Genomic DNA, 23,850 nt, shown 5'->3' with positions numbered 1-23,850 from the left:
CTAACAGCCACAGGATGCTTTGGTCGCGGTAACGGGCCATTCACCCGCCGCATCACCCCAGGTCAGCGGATGACCATCACGTTTCCAGAAATCCAGCCCGCCAATTAACTCCTTTACCTGAAAGCCCAGAGATGCCAGCTTCAGGGCCGCTTTCGTCGAGCCGTTACAGCCAATGCCGTCACAATAAGTGATATACACTTTGCTGCGATCAAGCCGGGCCGTCGTGCTGGCATCCATCCCGCGATGCGGAAAGTTGATGGCGCCGCAGATGTGCCCGGCGCGATAAGCCTCCGGCGCACGCGCATCAATCACCACGATAGCCTGACGCTGCTGCCCCAGGTCTTCCGCCAGATCCCACGCGTCGGTGTAATACGCGAGTTTTGCCTGAAGATAGTCGAGGCTTTGCTGCGGCGTGGCAGCCGGAATGCGTAAAACTGATGACATAGCGATTCTCCTGTTGTGATGAATTCGCAGTTTACGGCAAAGTGGACTGCTTACTGATACCTATTCTTCATCGGGGATAAGACCGATATGTCTTCACCGCTGTTACAACTTTTCCAGCATCAGACCAGTGGCGGCGTGCGTGAACGTCTCTGCGCGACCCTTCGGCTGGCGATTAACCGGCACCATCTGCGCGCGGGTCAGCAGTTACCCTCTAGCAGACAGCTGGCGCTGGATCTGCAACTTTCACGCGTGACGGTGGAAGCGGCCTACGCGCAACTGGAGAGTGAAGGCTATCTGCGACGTGAAACCGGTCGCGGTACTTTTGTCGCCATCATCATCCCCGGCACCCCCTCATCTTTGCCGACACGGCATCAGCCCGCCCGTTTTTCGGCGCGCGGCCAGCAGGTTCTGGCAACCGGTGGCTGTCAGGATCCCCCTTTTCCTCACGCGTTCGCATCCGGTTCACCGGAGTTACGTGCGTTTCCTCATCACACCTGGCGACGCCTGAGCAGCAGCGTACAGCGTTCTCTGGGCAGCGCCGCAATGGGATATGGCGATCCCTGTGGCTATCTGCCGTTACGCAGTGCACTTGCTGATTATCTGACACTCTCCCGGGGCGTCGCGTGCCAGCCGGATCAGGTCATCATACTGACCAGTTCCCAACAGGCGCTGCAGTTACTGAGCATGATGCTGGTCGATCCTGGTGATGAGGTGTGGATGGAGGAGCCGGGCTATGCCGGTGCCCGCAATGCCTTCCTGGCTGCAGGCGCACGGGTGCGTGGGATTATTGTTGATGCCGAAGGCGCCCTGCCCACCAGTGGCAGTGCAACGCTCATGTACCTGACGCCCTCGCATCACTATCCAACCGGCGTCACGCTCAGCCTGCCGCGACGTCTGGCATGGCTGGACTGGGCGCAGCGCAACCAGAGCTGGCTGATAGAAGACGATTACGACAGCGAGTTTCACTACAACGAACGTCCGATTCCTGCATTGCAGGGTCTGGACCGGCATCAGCGGGTCATTACGCTGGGCACCTTCTAGAAATCGCTGTTTCCTTCCCTGCGACTGGCCTGGATGGTGGTGCCGCCGGCGCTGGTTACGTCCATAGGCCGGGCACGGAGCGTGCTGGATGGGCACAGCGCCCTGCTGCCGCAGGCTGTCACCGCCGCCTTTCTGCAACAGGGACATTTCGCCAGCCATCTGCGCCTGATGCGTCAGCTCTATCACAGCCGTCGCGATCGGTTGCTTGAGCAGATTGAGCAGCGGCTCTCGCCGTGGATCACGCCAATAGCCAGCGGCGGTGGATTGCAGCTGACGGTAACAGTACAAAAGGATGAAGCACGCTTAACCGCGCTGGCAACACAACAGGGATTGTTGCTACCGCGACTGAGTCCGCTTTATGCCGGACACGCATCTCAGCAAGGCTGGATGCTCGGTTTTGCCGCGCTGACGCCTGACGAGATTGTGGCAGGATGCGATAAGTTACTGCGGCTGCTGCAGCGGGAGGGTTAACACGGAGGGGTAAATGAGGTAACGGCGATGGGCTTTAAAAACAAAAAGGGCCGGCAAGCCGGCCCTTCAGAGCACTGATTAAGCCTGATATTTACGCATGGTCAGTGTGGCGTTGGTGCCGCCAAAACCAAAGCTGTTAGACATAACGGTGGTCAGCTCTTTTTCCACTGGCTCAGTCACAATGTTCATGCCGGTTGCTGCCGCGTCCAGCGAGGTAATGTTGATGCTTGGCGCGATAAAACCATGCTCCAGCATCAGCAGCGAGTAGATCGCTTCCTGCACGCCAGCGGCACCCAGTGAGTGGCCGGTCATTGCTTTGGTCGCAGAGATGTATGGCGTGTTATCGCCAAACACTTCACGAATCGCACCCAGCTCTTTCACATCACCTACCGGGGTAGAGGTTCCGTGGCTGTTCAGATAGTCGATGGGTGTATCAACACCGTGCATCGCCATCTTCATGCAGCGTACTGCGCCTTCGCCGGATGGCGCAACCATGTCTGCGCCGTCTGACGTCGCACCGTAACCGACGATTTCAGCATAGATGTGCGCACCACGAGCCAGCGCATGCTCCAGCTCTTCAACAACGACCATGCCGCCGCCACCTGCGATAACAAAACCGTCGCGCTCGTTGTCATAGGTACGTGACGCTTTTTCCGGAGTGTCGTTGTAACGGGTAGAGAGCGCGCCCATCGCGTCGAATTCACAGGCCATTTCCCAGCACAGCTCTTCGCCGCCGCCAGCAAAAACAATATCCTGCTTGCCGAGCTGAATCTGCTCAACAGCATTACCGATACAGTGCGCCGAGGTGGCACAGGCGGAGCTGATTGAGTAGTTTACGCCATGAATCTTGAACGGCGTGGCGAGGCAGGCAGAGACGCCAGAAGCCATCGCTTTGGTCACCACGTAAGGGCCAACCGCTTTCAGGCCACGTGGGCTACGCATCGCATCAGCACCAAATACCTGAAAACGTGGAGAACCGCCGCCTGAGCCTGCAATCAGACCCACACGTGGGTTGCTCTGATACATTTCAGTGGTGAGGCCGGAATCTTTAATCGCTTCTTCCATGGAAAGATAAGCATAGATTGACGCATCACTCATAAAACGCACAACTTTGCGATCGATGAGGCCGGTGGTATCCAGTTTAACGTTACCCCAGACGTGACTACGCATGCCGGAATCTTTCATCTCTTCAGAAAAGGTGATGCCAGAGCGTCCTTCACGCAGAGATGACAGCACCTCCTGCTGGTTATTACCAATACTGGAAACGATCCCTAAGCCAGTAATCACAGCACGTTTCATTCAATCTTCCTCATCCACTTCTTCTTAATTGGCATGCACTCTAGCGTACACTTGTACGCCGAACAAGTCCGATCAGCTATTTCCTTTTGTAAATTTGCGTCATGTCACGTGGGTCGCTAAAATCGCGCCACTGCCTGAAAAATGAGCCTTTACCGTGAAATTAACCCCGGTCGAACATGCGCAGCTAAACTGGAATGAACAGGGTACACCTGTTTCCCGAGCGTTTGGCGACGTCTATTTCTCTAATGACAATGGTCTGGAAGAGACACGCTATGTCTTCCTTGGCGGCAACGGTTTTCCCCAGCGTTTTGCTGAGCATCCACGGGATCTGCTGATCGTGGCGGAAAGCGGTTTTGGCACCGGCCTCAATTTTCTGACGTTGTGGCAGGCGTTCGATGCGTTTCAGCGTGACCAGCCTGATGCCACTTTAAAACGTCTGCATTTCATCAGCTTTGAGAAATTTCCGTTAACCCGTGATGACCTGGCTGCGGCGCAGCAGCACTGGCCTGAACTGGCCCCGTGGGCGGCGGCGCTGCAGGCGCAATGGCCCGCCGCCCTGCCCGGCTGTCAGCGACTGCTGTTTGACGGCGGACGCATCACCCTCGACCTGTGGCTGGGCGATATTAACCAGCTGATGGGAGAGCTGGATGAGAGCCTGAATCGTCAGGTGGATGCCTGGTTCCTGGATGGTTTCGCGCCGTCGAAGAACCCGGATATGTGGACGCCAGCACTGTTCAGCATGATGGCAAAACTGGCGCGTCCGCAGGGGACATTCGCGACTTTTACCGCCGCAGGCATTGTCCGGCGCGGTCTGCAGGAGGCCGGCTTTGACGTCATCCGCCGCAAAGGATTTGGTCCCAAGCGCGAAATGCTATGCGGGCCGTTACAGGATGCGCCTGCGCTGCCTGCCGGGCAGCCCTGGTATCATCGTCAATCTGCGGCGCAACGTGATGTTGCGCTAATTGGCGGCGGCGTTGCCAGTGCCACGCTGGCGCTGGCGCTGCTGCGTCGCGGCTGGCGGGTGACGCTTTACTGCGCCGATGAGGCGCCGGCGCTGGGTGCGTCCGGCAATCGTCAGGGAGCACTCTATCCGCTGCTCAATCAGCACGATCCGGCGCTTGCCACCTTTTTCCCGGCAGCATTCAGCTTTGCCCGACGACTCTACGATCAGTTAACCGTAACCTATGAGCATCACTGGAGCGGTGTACTGCAGCTGGGCTGGGATGAGAAAAGCCGTAAGAAGATTGATCAGATGCTGGCGATGGGTCTGCCTGAATCCATCGCCCATGGCGTCAATACGGCAGAGGCTGAGAGGCTGGCAAATGTCGAACACGGCTGCGGCGGCATTTTCTACCCACAGGGCGGCTGGCTCTCACCGGCTGAGCTGACCAGCGCGATGCTCACGCATGGCGAAACCCAGGGATTACGCATTCACTGGCTGCACCGCGTCAGCGAACTTTCACGCGATGACGATCACTGGACGCTGACGTTCAGCGATCGGCCGGCGGTCCGTCATGCCACGGTGGTGCTGGCAAACGGTCATGCGATCGCCGACTTTACGCAGAGCGCCCCGCTGCCAACCTATCCGGTGGCCGGTCAGGTAAGCCATGTTCCCTCCACGCCGGGGCTTAATGCACTCCACACCGTGCTCTGTTACGACGGCTATCTGACGCCCGTCAGCCCACAGTTTGGTACTCACTGCATCGGTGCCAGCTATCACCGTGGCGAAACCGCCACAGATTACCGGGAAGAGGATCAGCAGGAGAACCGCAGCCGCCTGTTGCATTGCCTGCCTGACAGCCGCTGGGCAACAAACGTGGATGTCAGTGGCGGTGAAGCAAGAATGGGCGTGCGTTGTGCCACGCGGGACCACCTGCCGATGGTGGGCGGCGTACCGGATTATGATGCGACGCTTAAGCAGTATGCTGATTTACCGACCCGGCTGGCAGCAGGTCATGACATCGCTGACGCACCTGATTTCACGGGCTTATACCTGTTTGGGGCGCTCGGATCGCGCGGCCTGTGCAGTGCACCGCTGGCAGCCGAAGTGCTGGCAGCCCAACTGACCGGTGAGCCGCAGCCGCTGGATGCCAGTACGCTGGCAGCCCTCAATCCGAATCGTTACTGGGTAAGGAAATTACTGAAGGGAAAAGCGGTTTAACTGGCGATGATAAGGGCGGCATGCCGCCCTGCACGGTCAGGCGGAGAGCTGACGAGCCTGGACAAACAGGTTGTCCCACATCCCCACCACTAATGCCTGATCGCGCGGCGAGAGTTCACCCGCCGCAATGGCATTTTGCAGGCTGCGGGAGACCTGAATCTGCAGCGCTTCTGGCGTATGTTCGCCCAGTTGCTCCACCTCGGCCACGGCCAGTGTCAAATGCCCGCGCAGATAACCGCTGGCGAACAGCTCATCGTCACTGGCATGCTCGACCATGTCGTCAATCAGGGCCAGAATACGCGCTTCAAATTCTGCGATCATCTCAATTCCTCTATTTATAATGCTTTTCTGCATCACAGATCGTCCGGCCAGGGAAACTGCGACGCTGTTAATGACGGCCTGCCATAAAATTCCGCCAGGGCGGTAATAAAACGCGCGGGACGGGCGGGAATGCCCGACGTCAGATAGCTCATGACCTGAGCATGGACTTTACGCTGAAACGCAATGCGATCCGGCTCACAATCTCCATCGAGATTGTCACAACTCACGTTGAAGGGAAAGCCTGCCGCCGTACAAAACATCCACTCCAGCGCCTGCGGCTTCACTTCCACGGCTTCAAACTGACTCTGGGTCAGCGCGTCGCGGCCATCCGGGCAGTACCAGTAGCCAAAATCGACCAGTTTGCGGCGGGCTTCACCGGCGATGCACCAGTGTGAGATCTCGTGCAGAGCGCTGGCGTAGAAGCCGTGGGCAAAGACCACGCGGTTCCACGGCGACTCTGCATCCGCAGGAAGATAGATCGGTTCATCGTCGCCTTTAATTAGACGGGTCTGAAATTCATCGCTGAAACAGCGATCAAACAGCGTGATCAGCTGTTCATAATGATGAGTCGGGTTCATGACGGTATCACGTAAAAAGTTACGAATGCAGCGTGGCCAGCCAGGCCAGAACGTCGCTGCCGTGGCTGTCCCACAGTAATTTAAGGCTCATGACGGCAGAGACAATGACCACCATCGGGCGGATCAGTTTCTGTCCGCGGCTCAGCACCAGCCGCGCGCCCAGACGCGCGCCGCAGAACGCGCCGAGCATCATAACCAGGCCGGTTCCCCACACCACTTTGCCGCCGAACATAAAGAACAGCAGGCTGCCCAGGTTTGAGGTGAAGTTAAGGACCTTGGCGTGTGCGGTCGCTTTGGCCAGGTTGTAGCCGCAGAGCGTGACGAAAGCCAGTGCATAAAAGGAGCCTGCGCCCGGTCCGAAAAATCCGTCGTAGAATCCCACGGCTCCGCCGCCCACCAGCGCATAAGCCAGGCCATGCAGGCGGCGCGCCTGATCCACTTCCCCCAGGCGCGGCATCAGCAGGAACCACAGGCCGATGGCGATTAAAAACAGCGGCAGCATCTGACGCAGAAAATCCGCCTGCAGACGCTGAATCAGTATCGCACCCAGCACGGACCCCATCAGCGTCATGGCGATATTCAGCCACTGTTCATTCAGCTTCACTGCACCGCGCCGGACAAAGTAGAGGCTGGCGGAAAACGATCCGCCGACCGATTGCAGTTTATTGGTCGCCAGCGCCTGGGCGGGAGAGAGGCCCGCCGCCAGCAACGAAGGTACCGTAAGTAATCCCCCGCCACCCGCGATTGAATCAATAAAACCGGCCAGCATGGCGATTAAAAACAGCAGCCCGACCAGCAGCGGGCTGACCACAAACCAATCCATGGAATCCCTTACAGTAAATGTTTATCCAGCAGGGCCTGACAGGCAGGCGGTAGCGGCGGTGGCTCACGTTTCACCGGTGCACCAGAACCCGGTTGCTTCGGCAGGAACCAGCTCTGCAGTTCTGCGCCACAGCCATCGCCTGGCGGCGGTGCGGGCTGATCTTCACAGCCTATACTGCCTGCCGGGCAGCGCAGCCGCACATGCATATGAGCACGATGAGCAAACCACGGACGCACTTTACGCAGCCAGTCGCGATCGTTACCGGCATCAGCACAAAGCTGCTTTTTAATCGCCGGATTGACGAAGATGCGTGTGACATCATCATCTTTGGCCGCCAGTTTAATCAGGCTGTCGATTTCCGGCTGCCAGTGGCGCGCAATGACATTTTTATCGCCTGGCCCAACCAGATCCAGCGGCTGCGGCTTCAGCAGTTGCTGCGCGCTCCAGCGGTTTTTTGGTAACTGCAGCCAGATATCTACATCCAGTCCGGTCTGATGACTGGCGTGACCGCTGCTGAAGCGCCCGCCTGCTGCCATGCCCATGTCGCCAATCAGCACGTTACCCAGTTGCAGGTTATGCACCTGGGTGCTGAGCCGCTGAATAAACTGAATCAGATCGGGATGACCGAAATAACGCCGCTGATCCTGCCGCATCACCTGATAGTTGGGTGAATTCAGCGGCAGCGACTGCGCGCCAACAATACAGCCATTGGCAAAGCCGCCAATAGATTGCGGTGCGCCGCTGATTGGATGCTGAATATTTTGCCACGGCGTCGCCGCCAGGCTTGAGGCGCTGATCAGCAGCGCACTCAGGGTAAGCAGGAGCGCTTTCATGCCATCACCAGCGCGGCACGGAGCTGTTAACGTCACCGTTCTGCGCCCGCTGGCGCAGCAGATGATCCATCAGCACGATCGCCATCATCGCCTCGGCGATCGGCACGGCACGGATCCCCACGCAGGGATCGTGACGACCTTTGGTGATCATCTCCACCTCTTCGCCATCGCGGGTAATGGTTTTACCCGGCACGGTAATGCTGGAAGTCGGTTTCATCGCCACATTGGCGCTGATGATCTGACCGCTGCTGATGCCGCCCAGAATGCCGCCCGCGTGATTGCTCTGGAAACCATCGTGACGGATCTCGTCGCGATGCTGACTGCCGCGCTGGTTTACCACCGCAAAGCCGTCACCAATTTCGACGCCTTTGACGGCATTGATACTCATCAGCGCGTGCGCCAGATCGGCGTCCAGTCGGTCGAAAACCGGCTCGCCCAGGCCTGGTGGCACGTTCTCAGCCATGACAGTGACTTTGGCGCCAATGGAGTCGCCCTCTTTTTTCAGGCCGCGCATCAGTTCGTCCAGCGCTTCCAGCTTGTCAGCATCCGGGCAGAAGAACGGGTTCTCTTCCACGATGCTCCAGTCTTTCAGCTCGCAGGCGATATCACCAATCTGTGACAGATAGCCGCGCACCACCACACCGTGTTTCATCTGCAGGTATTTCTTGGCGATGGCACCCGCCGCCACACGCATCGCGGTTTCGCGCGCCGACGAGCGGCCGCCGCCACGGTAGTCACGCTGACCATATTTCTGCTCGTAGGTGTAATCCGCATGGCCCGGACGAAACAGATCTTTGATCGCGCCATAATCCTGCGAGCGCTGATCGGTGTTCTCAATGAGCAGACCAATTGAGGTGCCGGTGGTCACGCCTTCAAACACACCGGACAAAATTTTCACCTGATCCGGCTCGCGGCGCTGCGTGGTATAGCGCGATGTGCCAGGACGACGGCGATCGAGATCGTGCTGAATATCGGCTTCGGTCAGCGGAATGCCTGGCGGCACGCCGTCAACAATGCAGCCCAGCGCAAGACCGTGGGACTCGCCGAAGGTGGTTACTCGAAAAAATTGCCCGATGCTGTTTCCGGCCATGCTGTTTCCTTCTCAGGGTTTGGCGGGCGATACTTCGCCCCACTTTTAGTCTTTATAAAAAGAGAAATGGTGTTGTGCGTCGACAATCTGCTGGCGCGTCAGCGTAAAGACGCCGTCACCGCCGTTGTCGAATTCCAGCCAGGTAAAGGGCACATCGGGATACTGCTCGATCATGTGCACCATGCTGTTGCCCACTTCGCAGACCAGAACGCCCTGCTCGCTGAGATAGTCAGGTGCACAGGCCAGAATACGGCGCACCAGCTTCAGGCCATCGCTGCCTGCCGCCAGACCCAGCTCAGGTTCGTGGCGATATTCGTTTGGCAGATCATCCATGTCTTCCGCATCCACATACGGCGGATTCGTGACGATCAGATCGTATTTTAGCTGTGGCAGCTCGCGGAACAGATCAGCACGAATCGGCGTCACCTGATGAATCAGTCCATGCTCTTCAATGTTCTGCTCGGCGACGGCCAGCGCACCGGTGGAGATATCCACGGCGTCCACTTCCGCTTCCGGGAAGGCATAGGCGCAGGCAATCGCGATGCAGCCGCTGCCGGTACACATATCCAGGATATGACGCGGCGGCGTGCTGACCAGACCGGCAAAGCGGTTCTCAATCAGTTCGCCAATGGGTGAACGTGGAACCAGCACGCGCTCATCCACAAAGAATTCGTGACCGCAGAACCAGGCTTTATTGGTCAGATAGGCGACCGGAATGCGCTCGTTGACGCGACGGATAACGCGCTCAACGATCAGCAGACGTTCGCTGGCAGTCAGACGCGCGTTACGCATATCTTCCGGAATATCCAGCGGCAGCCAGAGTGACGGCAGGACCAGTTGAACGGCTTCGTCCCAGGGATTGTCTGTACCATGTCCGTACCAGATTCCGGCAGCGGAAAAGCGGCTGACCGCCCAGCGCAGCATGTCCTGAATGGTGTGCAGTTCGTTCACTGCCTCATCGACGAAAATTTTGTCCACGTAGCCCTCCGCAGGCCTTTTGCTAAATCGGCCAGTAGTGTGCCATGAAGCCGGGGAGAATTCAGCGCAGCGAGGTGAAAAAGCTGACATTTAATGACACTTAACGGTAAGGTAGCGGCTCTGCTGTGTGACAGCCTTTTCTGATATGACTGACCTGCTATGAGTAAAAAAACACCATTAAGCCCGGATGATGAAGCGCTGTTTCGCCAGTTAATGACCGGCACACGTCAGTTAAAACAGGACACCTTTGTCCATAAAGCGCCGGTGAAAACCCGCCAGATTCCGGTGAAACGTCTGCTTTCAGAGCAGGCGGACAACAGTCACTACTTTTCGGATGAGTTTCAGCCGCTGCTTTCTACGGAAGGGGCAACCCGTTACGTTCGCGCCGATGTCAGTCACTTTGAGCTGAAAAAATTGCGTCGCGGTGACTATACGCCGGAAATTTTCCTGGATCTGCACGGATTAACGCAGCAGCAGGCCAAGCAGGAGCTGGGGGCACTCATCGCCGCCTGCCGCCGTGAACATCTGTTCTGCGCCAGCGTCATGACCGGTCATGGGAAGCATATTCTGAAGCAGCAGACGCCGCTGTGGCTGGCCCAGCATCCGTGGGTGATGGCTTTTCATCAGGCGCCGAAGATGTTTGGCGGTGACGCCGCGCTGCTGGTTTTGATTGAGATTGAGGAGTGGCAACCGCCTGAGTTGCCATAAAAGGGGCCGACGGGATCGGCCCAGAGACGTCAGATCGCTTTCGCCAGTTTTTTGGGACTGACCTGCCACAGCAATTTACCTGCGCTTGCCGCGGGATCGAACTCCACGCAGGCAATGGCGGAAGTAGCAAACATGGGCGGTGCTTCCTGTGGGCACAGTTCAGAGACTAAATACCCTACCAACGGTAAATGTGAGATCACCAGCGCCGATTTAACGCCTTCATTAGCCAGCGCCTGCAGATAGCACCCTACCATCTCAGGATCGCCACCCGGCGTTAACTCCGGCAGAACGTCCTGGCCTTCCGGCAGGGGAAAGGCTTCACGCACCGTCGCGAGCGTTTGCTGCGCGCGTAAATAGGGACTCACCATTACTCGCTCAATGTCCGGCGTCTGGCTGTTAAGCCAGTTGGCCATTTGACGTGATTCGTTGCAGCCACATAAGGTCAATGGCCTGACTGAATCACTGGCTGCTTCCAGAGCCGCATCGCCGTGACGCATGATAAAAACTTGCATAAAGCACCGCTGTTGTTTGTCGACATCGCCCGACGCGTAGCGCCTGACTCTTCACTCTGCGAATGAACGCTGTGTTTTACCCTAATGGCTTCAGTATAGTCAACCGGTTGTTTATTAAATAAGCACTTCTCAGAATCATGCTGCGCCGCACACTCTGGCGGCGTTTTTCTAAGCCGCTGAATCGGATTGGTTATTCCATTTTCAGCAGAAATGTAAAATTTCGTCTATTTTTTAGCCGCCTCAACCAACGCGTCACAGGGTGTAAAACGTTCCCCATGTTGCTGCGTAAGCCGGGTTAATCTGTTGACCATTTCCGCCGCGCCCAGTTTGTCCATGTAGTGGAACGGACCACCCAAAAATGGCGGAAAGCCGATGCCAAACACGGCACCGATATCGCCATCGCGCGCGCAGCGGATCACCTGCTCATCAAGACAGCGGGCCGCCTCATTGAGCATCATCATGACACAGCGTTCAGCAATCTGTGCCTCACTCTGCCTGGCCTTCGGTGTGACCTTCAGCAAAGTATAAAGTGAGGCGTCAGGTTTTTTACGCTGCCAGCGCGGCTGGTCATAGCGATAAAAGCCTTTGCTGTTTTTACGTCCCTTGCGGCCATCTTTCAGCACCGCATCAAACGCGGCCGGCGCGGCAAAGCGTTCGCCATAGGCCTGATGCAGGATGGGACTGATTTTGCTGCCGACGTCGATACCCACCTCATCCAGCAGCTGAATCGGGCCGACCGGAAATCCAAACTTCACCAGCGCCCGATCAATATGTTCAATGGGCTCGCCCTCCAGCAGGCAGAGCATCGCTTCATTTATATAAGGTGTCAGGATGCGGTTAACATAGAAACCCGGCTTGTCCGCCACCACAATCGGGGTTTTTCCCTGGCTCCGCGCCAGCGCCACAATCGTCACCAGCGTTGCGGTTGAGGTGTTCAGATGGGGAATCACCTCCACCAGCGGCATTTTTTCGACCGGACTGAAATAGTGCAGCCCGATGACGTTTTCCGGACGCTGCGCTTTGGCGGCGATCTCTTCGATCGGCAACGAAGAGGTGTTTGAGGCAAACAGCGTGTGCGGCTGGCAGTGTGCTTCCACTTCGCTCACCATCTGCTGCTTCAGCGCTAAATCTTCGAATACGGCTTCGATCACCACATCACGCTGTGAAAAGCCCTGATAATCGGTGCCGCCCGTGATACGAGCCATCTGCTGTTGACGCTGTGCCGGCGTCAGCTGGCGTCGTTTAACCTTTTTACTCAGCAGCTCCCAGCTGGTTTTCAGCGCATGATTTACCCCTTCCAGGCTGATATCTTTGATGCGCACCGGCAAGCCCGCGTTGATGGCGGTGATGCTGGCGATGCCGCCGCCCATCAGGCCACCGCCGAGAATAGCGACGCTTTTCACCCTGGCAGGCTCCGCGTCTCCGCCCCGCTCTTTCTTCATGGCCGTGGTCGCGAAGAAGATTCCGCGCAGCGCAACGGATTCTGGCGTCATCGCCAGTTCACCAAAGGCACGCGCTTCAGCATCGTGTCCTGCCCGGCTGCCCTGTTCCAGCCCGATGCGCACCACCTCAATAATGCGATTTGCCGCCGGATAATTGCCCTGGGTTTTGGCGGCTGTCTGACGGCTCGCCAGGGCAAACAGTGCCTGACGGCCAATCGGGCCATGCAGCAGACGGTCGCGCAGCGGCAGCGTTCGTCCGCTGACTTTGCCCTTTTTCACCCGGGCGATGGCGGTCTCCAGCAGAATCGCCTGCGGCACCGCGTCATCAACCACACCCAGCTTACGTGCCTGTTTAGCCCGCAGCGTTTTGCCGGTCAGAATCAGCGGCAGCGCCTGCTGCACGCCGATTAAGCGTGGCAGTCGCTGAGTGCCGCCAGAGCCTGGCAGCAAGCCGAGCTGTACCTCCGGTAATCCGAGCCGGGTTTTATCATCCAGCGAGCAGATACGTGCATCGCAGGCCAGCGCCAGCTCCAGTCCGCCGCCGAGGCAGGCACCGTGGATGGCTGCAACCACCGGGAACGGCAGTGCGTCGAGCGCAGCCATCACTTCCTGGCCCTGTTTTGCCAGCGCTTCAGCTTCCTGCGCGCTCTTGCAGCGGTCGATCATGCTGATGTCCGCACCCGCAATGAAGTTATCCGGTTTGCCGGAAATCAGCACCAGGCCAGCCAGCTTTGGATCGCGGCGTGCCTCCGCAATAATCGCGGTGATCTGCCCGGCAAATTCCGCTTTCAGGGTGTTCATTTTCTCATCAGGGACATCAATCGTGATGATGCCGACGTGATCCAGTCGCATCTTCAGATGAAACGCATTCTGCTCCATTATTCGGCCTCCAGAACCATTGCCGCACCCAGACCGCCTGCTGCACAGGCAGTGACCAGACCTAACCCGCCACCCCGGCGGCGTAATTCGTTCAGCGTCTGGGTAATCATGCGCGCGCCCGTGGCGGCGAAAGGATGACCATAGGCGATTGAACCGCCCAGCACGTTAAAGCGTTCTTCATTCACTTCGCCCAGCGCATGCGGACGATTCAGTACCTCACGGGCAAAGCGCTCATCGCGAAACATCTGCAGGTTGCTCAGCGTCTGGGCAGCAAATGCTTCATGCATATCGATCAGCGTCAGATCGGCCAGGGTCACGCCAGCGCGATCCAGTGCCAGCGGTGAAGCGTACGCCGGACCCAGTAGCATGTCCTGCTGCACCCCGATGGCGGAAAAAGCGTAGCTGCGCAGATAACCCAGCGGTCTGATACCCAGCTCGCGTGCGCGGCCCTCGCGCATCAGAATCACCGCGGCTGCGCCGTCGGTGAGTGGCGTACTGTTGGCCGCAGTAACACTACCGTGCTGGCGATCAAATGCCGGACGCAGTCGGGCGTAATCCTCCGCTTTGGCATTCATGCGGACGTTATTGTCCTGATCGATAGCGGTTTTCCACGGCGGCACAAAAGCGGCCATCACTTCCTGATTCAGTACCCCGGATTGCCAGGCTCGGGCGGCATGCTGATGGGATCGCAGTGCCAGCGCATCCTGTGCTTCACGGGTAATGCCGTGACTCTTCGCCATCTGTTCGGCTGTATCGCCCATGCGCAGGCCGGTGGAATACTCCGCCACTGCGGGTGGCACCGGCAGCAGATCACGCGGGCGCAGACGTCGCAGGATCTGCAGTTTCTGCCCGACGCTGCGGGCTTTGTTGAGATCCACCAGCGCACGCGCCAGCGTTTTACTGACACCGATTGGAAGCACTGAAGAGGAGTCAGCCCCACCCGCGATGCCCGCAGAGATGGTGCCCGCCATCAGACTTTCTGCCACATTCGCTACCGCCTGAAAACTGGTAGCACAGGCACGGCTGACGCTGTAAGCATCGGTATGTACATTCAGCCCGCTGCTTAAAACAATTTCCCGCGCAATGTTCGGCGCTTCCGGCATCTGCACGACCTGCCCAAAGACCAGTTGCTCTATCACTTCAGCGGGAAGTTCACTGCGCGCCATTAATTCGCTGACCACCATACGTCCCAGTTCAATGGCGGGAATGCCATGAAAGCCGGTCGCCTGGCGCAGGAAAGGGGTGCGTAACCCATGGGTTATTGCGATGCGTTCACCATCACGCGTCAGCAGCGGCTGCGCTTTGCTCATTATTCTCACCTGTGGCTGGTACTGTGGCATCATTGCCTGAAGAGGTCTGACCTGATCAGTGTTAACCACAAGCGGGTGAGCCGCCAATATCGGAAAGGAAAAAGTGCGAAGGGAAACACGAAAATGAAAAACGCCGCATGTACGCGGCGCTTTGAGATTTAACGCAAACCGAGCTGAAAAATCAGGGTTTCAGCCTGGCAGCTGAAGGTGAAATCGACATCGAGCTGTACGCCCTGATTCACTTCGCTGAAGCGCGATTCAATCACACAGGGTTCTGATTCAACCTCACGCGCGCGCTGGGTAAGTTGCGCTAATTTCGCTTCCGCATCGGCACGCTGAGCAAACCATTCTGACCAGCTTGCAGTGCAATCGGTGTTATCCATCACTGTGCCCACATCAACACAGCAACAGGCTGCGGTTTCGGTCGCACTGCATTTTTTAATGGCATCAGTCATTTCATTCTCCTGACCAGCATTCTGGCGGTTTGCGCGATTTTATGACCGAAATTTTACCTGCTTGCCCAAAAATGCGCCACGCGTATGGCCCTAAGTGACGAATATCACAATAAAAATTGATCCAGAACAAACTGGAATCGGTATGCTGTGCAGAATTGGGGCTGTTTTGTTAAGCAGATCGAATTTTAAGCGATCAATTCTGAAATATTTGAAAAACAATATTGCAACATGCACACAGGTCGGACCTATACTCTCCGCACTGGTCTGATATGTGCGCTTTACATCAGTCCCTACAATCCGCCGTCCTTTGTTACGCGACGTTATAGCGTTAAATAATAATTCACATGAGGTTGTGGTCATGAACCATAAAAACCTGTTTGCAAAGTCAGCCGTGGCGGCTGCAGTGGCGCTTGTCTCTTCACACGTTTACGCAGCTGGATTTCAGTTAAATGAATTCTCTACGATTGGTTTAGGTCGCGCATATTCAGGCGAAGGGGCAATGGGCGATACGGCGGCGTCAGCCAGCCGTAACCCGGCGACGATGGCATTAATGGATCGTCCTGAATTTTCACTCGGTGCGGTTTATATTGCGCCAGATGTCAACATCAGTGGTCGCAGTCCCAGCGGACGCAGCCTGGATGCCAATAATATTGCCCCGAATCAGTGGATCCCCAATATTCATTACGTTCAGCCTATCAACGATCAGTGGTGGATTGGCGCATCTGCAACGTCAAATTATGGCTTAGCGACAGAGTTTAATAATGGCTACACCGCAGGCGGTTACGGGGGTAAAACCGACCTGATGACCGGCAATTTCAATCTCAGCACCGCCTATCGTCTGAATGAGCATTTTAGTGTGGGTGTGGGTTTTGATGCGGTTTACGCCAAAGCCAAAATTGAACGCTATGCAGGTGAATCAGGCGCGAGGCTGGGCATTCCGGCTGATACCCAGGTGGCCCATCTGAAAGGCGATAAGTGGGGCTACGGCTGGAATGCCGGTGTTCTGTATGAAGTGGATGAAAATAACCGCTTCGGCTTTACCTATCGTTCAGAAGTTAAAGTTGATTTCGATGGCGATTATAAGAGCAACCTCTCATCACGGCTGAATGCGTTTAATGATCCGACCGTGACCGGTGTGCCTGATGGCACCAACGGCACGACCGTTCCGGGCGCATTAACCCTGAATCTGCCGGAGATGTGGGAAGTGTCGGGCTGGCATAAAGTGGCACCGCAGTGGGCGGTTCACTACAGCATGGCGTACACCAGCTGGAGTCAGTTCCAGGAGTTGAAAGCGACCGGTTCAAACGGCCAGACGCTGTTCTATAAAGATGAAAGCTTCCACGATGCGTACCGCATTGCGCTGGGCACGACCTATTCCTACGACAAGAACTGGACTTTCCGTACCGGTATTGCGTTTGATGACAGTCCGGTACCAGCAGATAAGCGTTCTATCTCTATTCCGGACCAGGATCGTTTGTGGCTAAGTGCCGGTACCTCTTATGCCTTTAACGATAATGCCTCTGTTGATTTAGGCATCTCTTATATGCACGGCCAGAAAGTGACTGTGAAAGAAGGTCCTTATACCTTTACCTCTGAAGGTAAGGCCTGGCTTTACGGCGCGAACTTTAACTACAAGTTCTGATGGAATAGCACGATCAAAAAGGGCGACTCTGGTGAGTCGCCCTTTTTTCGTGGCGGCGGGTCGCTGGCTGGCTCAGGGAGCATGCGCCCTTTGCAAAGACGCAAAACCCGCCATCCCTGACTGCTCAGCGCGGGCGATTACGCACCTCATCCCTGAGATGCGCCCGCTGCCGGGCCAACGCTTTGCGTTGTTTAAAAACGCTCCCGGCGTTTTTATCCATGGCCCGCGATGCTTTGTTCCGGGCGTATGCTCCCACCACTTCAGCTGCTGTGCGCTCTGCAGAAAAACACAGCGACACGCAGGCAAGGGATCCTGCATTTACTGCGCGTCGATATCCTTCAGGTCATCCTGAATCGCGGCTGCGTTAGGGTTGTCTTCCGGCTTGAGCTTGCCACCGCGCGCCAGGAAGTCGTGACGCTGGAAGTAAGCGTTACGAATAAAGGCGTAGGGATCGCTCTGCTGTTTCAGGATTGCATCAGAATCCAGCAGCTGCGCACGGGTCTCGATCCCTTCAAGTGTCCATTTACCGATCGACATCGGCCAGGTCAGCCAGCCAAGAATCGGATAGAGGGTATCAACGTAGTCGCCGCCATCCTGACGAACCGTGAAGCTGCCATAGGCAGGCAGTTCAACGTAAGGACCATAGCCAACGCCGTAATGACCCAGCGTAGTACCGAAACGGTGCGGCTCTTCACGCGCCAGTTCCGGATTCGCTTTACCGGCAACGTCAATGAAACCGCCCAGGCCCAGCACGCTGTTCAGGAAGAAACGGGTAAAGTGAATACCCGCATCACGCCCGTCACCCACCAGGATGGCGTTGACCATGCTGGCAGGTTCTTCCAGGTTGCCGAGGAAATTGCTCAGGCCGGTACGTGCCGGAACCGGCACATAATCGCGCCAGGCGACAGCGACCGGACGTAACACATACGGATCCAGCACATTGTAGTTAAAGTTAAACATCGTGCGGTTAAAGCCTTCGAATGGATCGCTGCGCCCGGCAGGATCGCTATTCGCGGGCTTTGAACTGGCACAACCCACCAGAAGGACGCTGGCCACAGCCAGGCTGGTCAGGCGATAATTCATTCCAATCTCCCTGTGCGGATGAAAAAGGTCTACCCATCGTTCAGGTCACAGCCCGGAGTCGAATCGGCTTACCCGATGAGCATAGCTGACTTTGTGCCAGAGGCAGCAGGCAATGGCACGCATCATTGTTAACATTATCAATTTTTACGTTCAGGGAAGCTGCTTATTGATCTCTACCGCGATGGACTGATGCCCATCCCAGGGCGTTACGGCGCTCAGCCCCAGCCAGTCACCCGGCTGCGGATTGGCGCTGCCATCGCGTGAAACGCGCACCCTTACTGCGACCTGATGCTGCGCCGAAAGCAGGCGATCTGGCATCATGGCGTTACTGTCATCCAGCGTCAGCGTCAGCGGGAAATGACTCAGCGGCATCCGCTTAACCGCCACCGGCACGGGTGAATCCCCGTCAGAAACCGAAATATACAACACTCCGTCTGGCGGTAACATTTTTTCTGCCTCAGGTGTCAGCGTCACGGTCAGCGCCAGCTGACGACTCTGCTGCCCTGACTCACTTCTGGCCTTTTCAATGCTGCGGGCGATCATCGCGTGCCGCTTGTCATCGGCAGGCAACAGAGCTAAAAGCGTCTGCCATGCGTCGATAGCCTGATCGTATTGCTGCTGTCCGTAAGCATTAAACGCCAGCAGGCTCAGCGTCCGCAGGTTGTGCGGATCTGCTTTCAGCAATGAGTGCAGCAGCAGTGACGCCTGCCGGTTATCCTGCGGGTCAGAAGATCGCGTCAGAACCTCTGCATAATCCTGTTTAAGCGCCAGATCGTTGGGGGACAGCTGTAAAGCATGCTCAAAGGCCTGACTGGCGATCTCTGTATTATTCAGCACCATGCCGAGCCGCCCCAGCATGGTCCAGTCGGCCAGATTATCCGGTTCTGTTTGCAACGCGGTACGCAATCCGAGCTCTAAACGCGCCAGCTCTTCCATACTCAGCGGCTTAGCGCCAGGGTCCATCAGACGGGCACGCAGCTCAGGATACGCCTGCTGCACCTGCATCCAGCCAGTGAATTGTGCCAGGCCGCCGGTTTTCAGATAAGTGCCCAGAGAGACCGCAATCAGTACAATCAGGCCTGGCAGCAAAATCCAGCGGCTACTGGTGTGTGATTGCAATGCCTGTGCTGGCGGAATATCCGCCAGTAGTGTCTGCTGTAATTCCCGCTCCATCAGCGGACGTTCAGCGACCACGCCCTGCGCTTCATCCTGCGCCAGCTCATCTATACGCTGATGGTAGAAGCGCTGATTAAGACGATCGCGATCGCCTGTGCTGGCCTGACGTTGCCACCAGCCCGCCGCCACAAACAGCGTGCAGGCTGCCAGCAGTAACAGAAAAAGGGTGATCCAAAATGCACTCATTACGGCTTCCTGTCTGACTTCAGTAGCGCATTAAGACGCTGTTGCTCATCTTCATCCAGCTCACTGCGGGTTTTACGCTGACGGCTGCGCAGGATGATCACCGCGCCGCCCAGTAGCGCAAACAGCGCCGGGCCCGCCCAGAGAATCAGGGTGGAGGGCGTGACCGGTGGCGAATAGCTGACGAAATTGCCGTAACGCGCCACCATATAGTCGATGATCTGCTGGCGACTCTGGCCCTGCTTCATCAGCTCGTAGACTTTTAATCGCATGTCGGCGGCAATCATGGCATTCGAGTCGGCGATGCTGTTGTTCTGACATTTCGGACAACGTAATGACGCAGTCAGGTCACGGTATTGCTCTTCCTGGGCTACCGAGTCAAATTGCAGCGTGTCGATGGTCGCCCAGAGATTGATACTGAACAGCAGGCCGCAGAGCAGTAACAGCGTTCTCATGATCCCGCCTCCGCGCTGTATTTCATCCACAACGGTTTCACTTCCTGCTCCCAGACACGCGCATTCAGATCGCCCGCATGGCGATAACGAATGATCCCTTTGCCGTCGATCAGGAAGGTTTCCGGCGCGCCATAGACACCGAGATCGAGTCCCAGCATACCGTTGCCATCATAAAGACTCAGCGCGTAGGGATTGCCCAGTGTGTTCAGCCAGTTAACGGCCTTGCGTCGATCGTCTTTGTAGTTCAGTCCGACCACGCGGATGCCCTGCTCCGCCAGCGTATTCAGATACTGATGCTCCGCGCGGCAGGTCGGACACCAGGTCGCCCAGACATTCAGCAACATCGGCTTGCCATCCGTCAGCACATGCTGGTCGTAGATTTTGCCCGGCTGATCCAGAGCTTCCAGCCGGAACAGCGGCACCGGTTTGCCAATCAGCGCAGATTCGAGTCGGGTCGGATCGTCACCCTCGGCATTGCGGGTCAGTTGCCATAGCAGCGCCGCCGCCAGCAGCAGAAACAGCATCAGGGGAATAAACAGGATTTTCTTATTCATATCCGCGCCTCCGTTTCCGCTTTTTTGCGCGAACGGTAGCGGGGATCGAACAGGCAGAATAGGCCACCCAGCGCCATCAGTGCACCACCGAACCAGATCCAGCGAACAAAGGGTTTGTAGTAAATGCGCACGGCCCAGCTGTCATCATCCAGCTCTTCACCCAGCGCTGCATAGAGATCGCGGCTGAAACCGCCATCGATCGCTGCCTCAGTCATCATGGTGCGGGCAGCGGTGTAAAAGCGTTTTTCCGCCTGCAGTGTTGCTTCATGCTTGCCGTTGCGGGTGACATCAATAATACCCATGCCGCCGCTGTAGTTCGGCCCCTGCAGATTCTGCACACCACGGAAGACAAAGTGATAGTGATGAATATCGACACTATCGCCTGCCTTCATCCGCACATCGCGCTCCACGCTGTACTGCGTGCTGAATGCAATGCCAATCACCGTGACCCCTACGCCCAGATGGCCCAGCACCATGCCCCAGTGACTGCGTGACAGATGACGTAATCCGGCAAAGAACGGGTGACGATGGGTGGCGCGTTCGTGCAGCTCCAGCAGTGTCAGTACAATAATCCAGAGCGACATCAGCAGGCCAACCACGGTCATCGCCTCAATGCGATCCTGCAACCACCAGGGAATGATCATGGAACAGGCCAGGGTCACGATCAGCGCCAGCGCCAGCCGTTTTGCCAGCTTTTGCGGTTCATCGCGACGCCAGCGCACCAGCGGTCCGATTCCCATCAGTAGCGCAAACGGCGCCATCAGCCAGCTGAACATGGTGTTGAAGAACGGCTCGCCGACCGAAATGCTGCCCAGCCCCAGTTGCTTATGTACCAGTGGCAACAGGGTGCCGAGAAGGACCACCAGCATTGCGGCAATCAACAGCACATTATTGCCCAGCAAAAATGATTCGCGCGACCAGGTTTCATTCTGTACCCGGCCACGCACCTGCCCGCCTTTGATGGCGTAAAGCAGCAGCGAGCTGCCGATGACAATCACCAGAAACGCGAGGATAAACATCCCGCGCGCCGGATCGGAGGCGAAGGAATGCACCGACACCAGCACCCCGGATCGCACCAGGAACGTCCCCAGCAGGCTCAGCGAAAAGGCCGTAATCGCCAGCAGCACAGTCCACGCTTTGAAGGTGCCACGCTTTTCAGTGACCGCCAGCGAGTGCATCAGGGCGGTGCCCGCCAGCCACGGCATAAACGACGCATTTTCAACCGGATCCCAGAACCACCAGCCGCCCCAGCCCAGTTCGTAATAGGCCCACGCCGATCCCAGCACAATGCCAATGGTCAGAAAGACCCAGGCCGCGGTCGTCCACGGGCGTGACCAGCGCGCCCAGGCGGTATCCAGCCGGCCAGCCATCAGTGAGGCGATGGCAAACGCAAAGGCCACCGAAAAGCCGACATAGCCCATATAGAGCAGCGGCGGATGGAAGATCAGGCCGATATCCTGCAGCATGGGATTCAGGTCATGGCCGTCTATCGGGAAGTCCGGCAGCGTGCGGCCAAACGGATTAGACGTCAGCAGGATAAACAGCAGGAAGCCAAGATTGATCATCCCCATCACTGCCAGCACGCGTGCCAGCGCATCCTGCGGCATACCGCGACTGAATATCGCCACCGCCAGTGTCCAGGTGCTCAGCAGCAACACCCACAACAGCAGCGATCCTTCATGTGCGCCCCAGGTGGCGGCGATGCGATAGTAAACCGGCAGCAGGCTATTAGAGTTGGTGACGACATAGGCAACGGTAAAGTCGTTGCTGATAAAGGCCCAGACCAGCAGTGCAAACGCCGCCGCGATACAGACAAACAGACCCGAGGCCAGCGGACGCGCCATCCCCATCAGGCGGGCATCCTGGCGCACCGCGCCCCACAGTGGATAGCTGCTCAGCAACAGGGAGAGGCCCAGCGCCAGGCAGAGCAGAAAGGTTCCAGTTTCGGGCATCATGATGATTTATTCCCTGCCTGATAGCGCGACTGCGGGCCGGTTTGATCACTCTTCATCGCGTTTTCAATCTCCGGCGGCGTATATTTCTCATCATGTTTTGCCAGAACCTCTTTGGCGATCACCTGGTTGCCCGCCGCCAGCACGCCCTGCGCGACAACGCCCTGCCCTTCACGGAACAGGTCCGGCAGGATCCCTTCAAAACTGACGCTGACCACACCACGCGCATCATAAAGTTTGAACGACACAGCCAGCGTTTTCGGATCGCGCCGGACGCTGCCGGGCATCACCATGCCACCGACGCGCAGCCGCTGTCCCGCTTCGGGCTTCTCGTGCGCCTCCCCTTTGCCGTAGAGGATTTCGCCTGGGGTATAGAAGAGATCGATGTTTGAGCGCAGCGCATACATCACCAGCGCGGTGGCCAGGCCAAGACCGAGCAGGATCGCCACTGCCGCATAAAGACGGTTGCGTCGACGGATATTCACAACTTCTCTCCTGCCGCTTCAGCCGCGGCTTTTTTCGATTTTGCTGCCCGGATGCGACGTTCACGTGCGTCACGCTGGCGAATCTCCGCCAGCAAACGGCGGCGCAGTAACAGGGTATGCAGCGTCAGGCCGATAAGTGAAAGCAACGTGCAGGCCACCGCCAGCCAGACGTAGAAAGCGTAACCGCCCATGGCAAAGAAAGCGTGCCAGGAGGAAAAGGCTGGAGTCATGCCTGCTCCCCCCGCTTCGCCACATCAATCGCCCAGGGACGATGACGTTCGGTTAACAGAATCAGGTTACGCAGTCGCATCAGGGTCAGCGTAATAAAGACCAGCAGATAGCCGAGGATTGCCCAGCGCAGCGGCGTGCGCATGACCGGCGCAATCGCCTGCTGGAGAATGCCCGACGAGCCCTGATGCAGGGTATTCCACCACTGCACTGAGAAGTGAATGATCGGCAGATTGACCACGCCGACCAGAATCAGAATACCCGCAGCCCGGCCTGCGGTGCGGCGGTCATCAAAAGCGTGATACAGCGCAATCACGCCCATATAGAGGAACAGCAGTACCAGCTCTGATGTGAGGCGGGCATCCCAGATCCACCAGGTGCCCCACATCGGCTTGCCCCATGCCGAGCCGGTGACCAGCGCAATAAAGGTAAAAACCGCACCCACCGGAGCCATGGCGGCGGAAACCAGATCGGCCATTTTCATCTGCCACACCAGGCCGATAAAGGCGGCGATGGCCATTGAAGCATAAACACCCATCGACCACATTGCAGCGGGCACATGAATGTACATGATGCGGAAGCTGTCACCCTGCTGATAGTCAGCGGGTGCGTATCCAAATCCCCAGACCCAGCCCAGCAGCAACGCCGCCAGCCCGGCGATGGCGAACCATGGAACCAGTCGCCCCGAAAACTCATAAAGCCGTTCGGGTCTGGCCAGCTGATGTAACGCTTTCCACATATCAAATG

The 23,850-nt window shown here is 57.3% G+C and carries 23 protein-coding genes and 1 pseudogene; 4 read left to right on the top strand and 20 right to left on the bottom strand.

Translation table 11 applies throughout. From position 1 onward, the window contains the following. On the bottom strand, positions 1-444 hold the full coding sequence (locus P2R09_RS08425) for a rhodanese-like domain-containing protein (protein WP_275768743.1): 444 nt from the start codon (positions 442-444) through the stop codon (positions 1-3). An 87-nt stretch (positions 445-531) separates the two neighbouring features. On the opposite strand from P2R09_RS08425, the pseudogene P2R09_RS08420 reads away from it, so the two are divergent. Then, positions 532-1,956: pseudogene (locus P2R09_RS08420) on the top strand (PLP-dependent aminotransferase family protein). 78 nt (positions 1,957-2,034) lie between these two features. On the opposite strand, the gene fabB reads toward P2R09_RS08420, so the two are convergent. Continuing rightward, a complete protein-coding gene (fabB, locus tag P2R09_RS08415) occupies positions 2,035-3,255 on the bottom strand; it encodes a beta-ketoacyl-ACP synthase I (RefSeq protein WP_003854282.1) in 1,221 nt (406 codons plus the stop codon). 154 nt (positions 3,256-3,409) lie between these two features. Here fabB and mnmC point away from each other — a divergent pair, with 154 nt between their 5' ends. Continuing rightward, on the top strand, positions 3,410-5,416 hold the full coding sequence (gene mnmC / locus P2R09_RS08410) for a bifunctional tRNA (5-methylaminomethyl-2-thiouridine)(34)-methyltransferase MnmD/FAD-dependent 5-carboxymethylaminomethyl-2-thiouridine(34) oxidoreductase MnmC (RefSeq protein ID WP_275768740.1): 2,007 nt from the start codon (positions 3,410-3,412) through the stop codon (positions 5,414-5,416). Positions 5,417-5,452: 36 nt separating this feature from the next. Here mnmC and P2R09_RS08405 read toward each other — a convergent pair whose 3' ends face one another. Genes P2R09_RS08405 through prmB form a run of 6 tightly spaced genes read right to left on the bottom strand, consistent with a single transcriptional unit; the run spans position 5,453 to position 10,039 of the window. Beyond that, positions 5,453-5,737, bottom strand: a complete 285-nt coding sequence (locus P2R09_RS08405) for a YfcL family protein (protein WP_003854283.1) — start codon at positions 5,735-5,737, stop codon at positions 5,453-5,455. Between the two features lie 32 nt (positions 5,738-5,769). Continuing rightward, positions 5,770-6,315: an elongation factor P hydroxylase gene (locus P2R09_RS08400; RefSeq protein WP_275768732.1), complete on the bottom strand. Its 546-nt coding sequence runs from the start codon at positions 6,313-6,315 to the stop codon at positions 5,770-5,772. A 19-nt stretch (positions 6,316-6,334) separates the two neighbouring features. Further along, positions 6,335-7,138 (bottom strand): sulfite exporter TauE/SafE family protein, encoded by an 804-nt coding sequence (locus tag P2R09_RS08395; RefSeq protein WP_275768730.1) that lies wholly within the window; start codon positions 7,136-7,138, stop codon positions 6,335-6,337. Between the two features lie 8 nt (positions 7,139-7,146). Further along, a complete protein-coding gene (gene mepA, locus P2R09_RS08390; RefSeq protein WP_275768728.1) occupies positions 7,147-7,971 on the bottom strand; it encodes a penicillin-insensitive murein endopeptidase in 825 nt (274 codons plus the stop codon). Between the two features lie 4 nt (positions 7,972-7,975). Next, complete coding sequence (gene aroC, locus P2R09_RS08385) at positions 7,976-9,061, bottom strand: chorismate synthase (RefSeq protein WP_078804626.1); 1,086 nt, start codon at positions 9,059-9,061, stop codon at positions 7,976-7,978. 45 nt (positions 9,062-9,106) lie between these two features. Further along, positions 9,107-10,039, bottom strand: a complete 933-nt coding sequence (gene prmB / locus P2R09_RS08380) for a 50S ribosomal protein L3 N(5)-glutamine methyltransferase (protein ID WP_008926490.1) — start codon at positions 10,037-10,039, stop codon at positions 9,107-9,109. A 159-nt stretch (positions 10,040-10,198) separates the two neighbouring features. On the opposite strand from prmB, the gene smrB reads away from it, so the two are divergent. After that, positions 10,199-10,747, top strand: coding sequence for an endonuclease SmrB (gene smrB, locus P2R09_RS08375; protein ID WP_008926491.1), 549 nt, complete (start codon positions 10,199-10,201; stop codon positions 10,745-10,747). A 29-nt stretch (positions 10,748-10,776) separates the two neighbouring features. Here smrB and sixA read toward each other — a convergent pair whose 3' ends face one another. The 4 genes from sixA to P2R09_RS08355 all read right to left on the bottom strand — a co-directional run bounded on the left by sixA (position 10,777) and on the right by P2R09_RS08355 (position 15,345). Then, entirely contained in the window at positions 10,777-11,259 is a 483-nt protein-coding gene (sixA, locus tag P2R09_RS08370; protein ID WP_033763107.1) for a phosphohistidine phosphatase SixA, read from the bottom strand. A 224-nt stretch (positions 11,260-11,483) separates the two neighbouring features. After that, positions 11,484-13,580: a fatty acid oxidation complex subunit alpha FadJ gene (gene fadJ / locus P2R09_RS08365; protein ID WP_275768723.1), complete on the bottom strand. Its 2,097-nt coding sequence runs from the start codon at positions 13,578-13,580 to the stop codon at positions 11,484-11,486. After that, positions 13,580-14,890: an acetyl-CoA C-acyltransferase FadI gene (fadI, locus tag P2R09_RS08360; protein ID WP_003854288.1), complete on the bottom strand. Its 1,311-nt coding sequence runs from the start codon at positions 14,888-14,890 to the stop codon at positions 13,580-13,582. Before fadI ends, fadJ begins: the two co-directional genes overlap by 1 nt. Positions 14,891-15,048: 158 nt before the next feature. Continuing rightward, positions 15,049-15,345 (bottom strand): YfcZ/YiiS family protein, encoded by a 297-nt coding sequence (locus P2R09_RS08355; protein WP_003854289.1) that lies wholly within the window; start codon positions 15,343-15,345, stop codon positions 15,049-15,051. 358 nt (positions 15,346-15,703) lie between these two features. Between P2R09_RS08355 and fadL the strand changes: the two genes are divergently transcribed. Continuing rightward, a complete protein-coding gene (gene fadL / locus P2R09_RS08350; RefSeq protein ID WP_275768720.1) occupies positions 15,704-16,987 on the top strand; it encodes a long-chain fatty acid transporter FadL in 1,284 nt (427 codons plus the stop codon). A gap of 318 nt (positions 16,988-17,305) precedes the next feature. Here the strand turns inward: fadL and mlaA are convergent, their stop codons facing one another. From mlaA to P2R09_RS08310, 8 genes are all read right to left on the bottom strand, one after another. Continuing rightward, entirely contained in the window at positions 17,306-18,070 is a 765-nt protein-coding gene (gene mlaA / locus P2R09_RS08345; protein ID WP_003853085.1) for a phospholipid-binding lipoprotein MlaA, read from the bottom strand. 150 nt (positions 18,071-18,220) lie between these two features. Next, a complete protein-coding gene (gene ccmI, locus P2R09_RS08340) occupies positions 18,221-19,432 on the bottom strand; it encodes a c-type cytochrome biogenesis protein CcmI (protein ID WP_275768717.1) in 1,212 nt (403 codons plus the stop codon). Next, complete coding sequence (locus P2R09_RS08335) at positions 19,432-19,884, bottom strand: cytochrome c-type biogenesis protein (protein ID WP_003853088.1); 453 nt, start codon at positions 19,882-19,884, stop codon at positions 19,432-19,434. The genes ccmI and P2R09_RS08335 overlap by 1 nt, the downstream gene beginning before the upstream one ends. Next, complete coding sequence (locus tag P2R09_RS08330; protein WP_003853089.1) at positions 19,881-20,438, bottom strand: DsbE family thiol:disulfide interchange protein; 558 nt, start codon at positions 20,436-20,438, stop codon at positions 19,881-19,883. The genes P2R09_RS08335 and P2R09_RS08330 overlap by 4 nt, the downstream gene beginning before the upstream one ends. Then, positions 20,435-22,393 carry a heme lyase CcmF/NrfE family subunit gene (locus P2R09_RS08325; protein WP_275768713.1) on the bottom strand — a complete coding sequence of 653 codons (1,959 nt, stop codon included), beginning with the start codon at positions 22,391-22,393 and terminating at the stop codon, positions 20,435-20,437. Before P2R09_RS08325 ends, P2R09_RS08330 begins: the two co-directional genes overlap by 4 nt. Further along, a complete protein-coding gene (gene ccmE, locus P2R09_RS08320) occupies positions 22,390-22,875 on the bottom strand; it encodes a cytochrome c maturation protein CcmE (RefSeq protein ID WP_275768710.1) in 486 nt (161 codons plus the stop codon). Before ccmE ends, P2R09_RS08325 begins: the two co-directional genes overlap by 4 nt. After that, positions 22,872-23,105 carry a heme exporter protein CcmD gene (gene ccmD, locus P2R09_RS08315; protein ID WP_003853092.1) on the bottom strand — a complete coding sequence of 78 codons (234 nt, stop codon included), beginning with the start codon at positions 23,103-23,105 and terminating at the stop codon, positions 22,872-22,874. The genes ccmE and ccmD overlap by 4 nt, the downstream gene beginning before the upstream one ends. Then, on the bottom strand, positions 23,102-23,842 hold the full coding sequence (locus P2R09_RS08310) for a heme ABC transporter permease (protein WP_275768707.1): 741 nt from the start codon (positions 23,840-23,842) through the stop codon (positions 23,102-23,104). Before P2R09_RS08310 ends, ccmD begins: the two co-directional genes overlap by 4 nt. Positions 23,843-23,850: the final 8 nt, after the last annotated feature.

The organism is Pantoea sp. Cr_R13 (assembly GCF_029222565.1).
GTDB classification, from domain to species: domain Bacteria; phylum Pseudomonadota; class Gammaproteobacteria; order Enterobacterales; family Enterobacteriaceae; genus Pantoea; species Pantoea eucalypti.
Note: the sequence above shows the minus strand (reverse complement) of the source record. Positions and strands in the feature narration are given on the sequence as shown.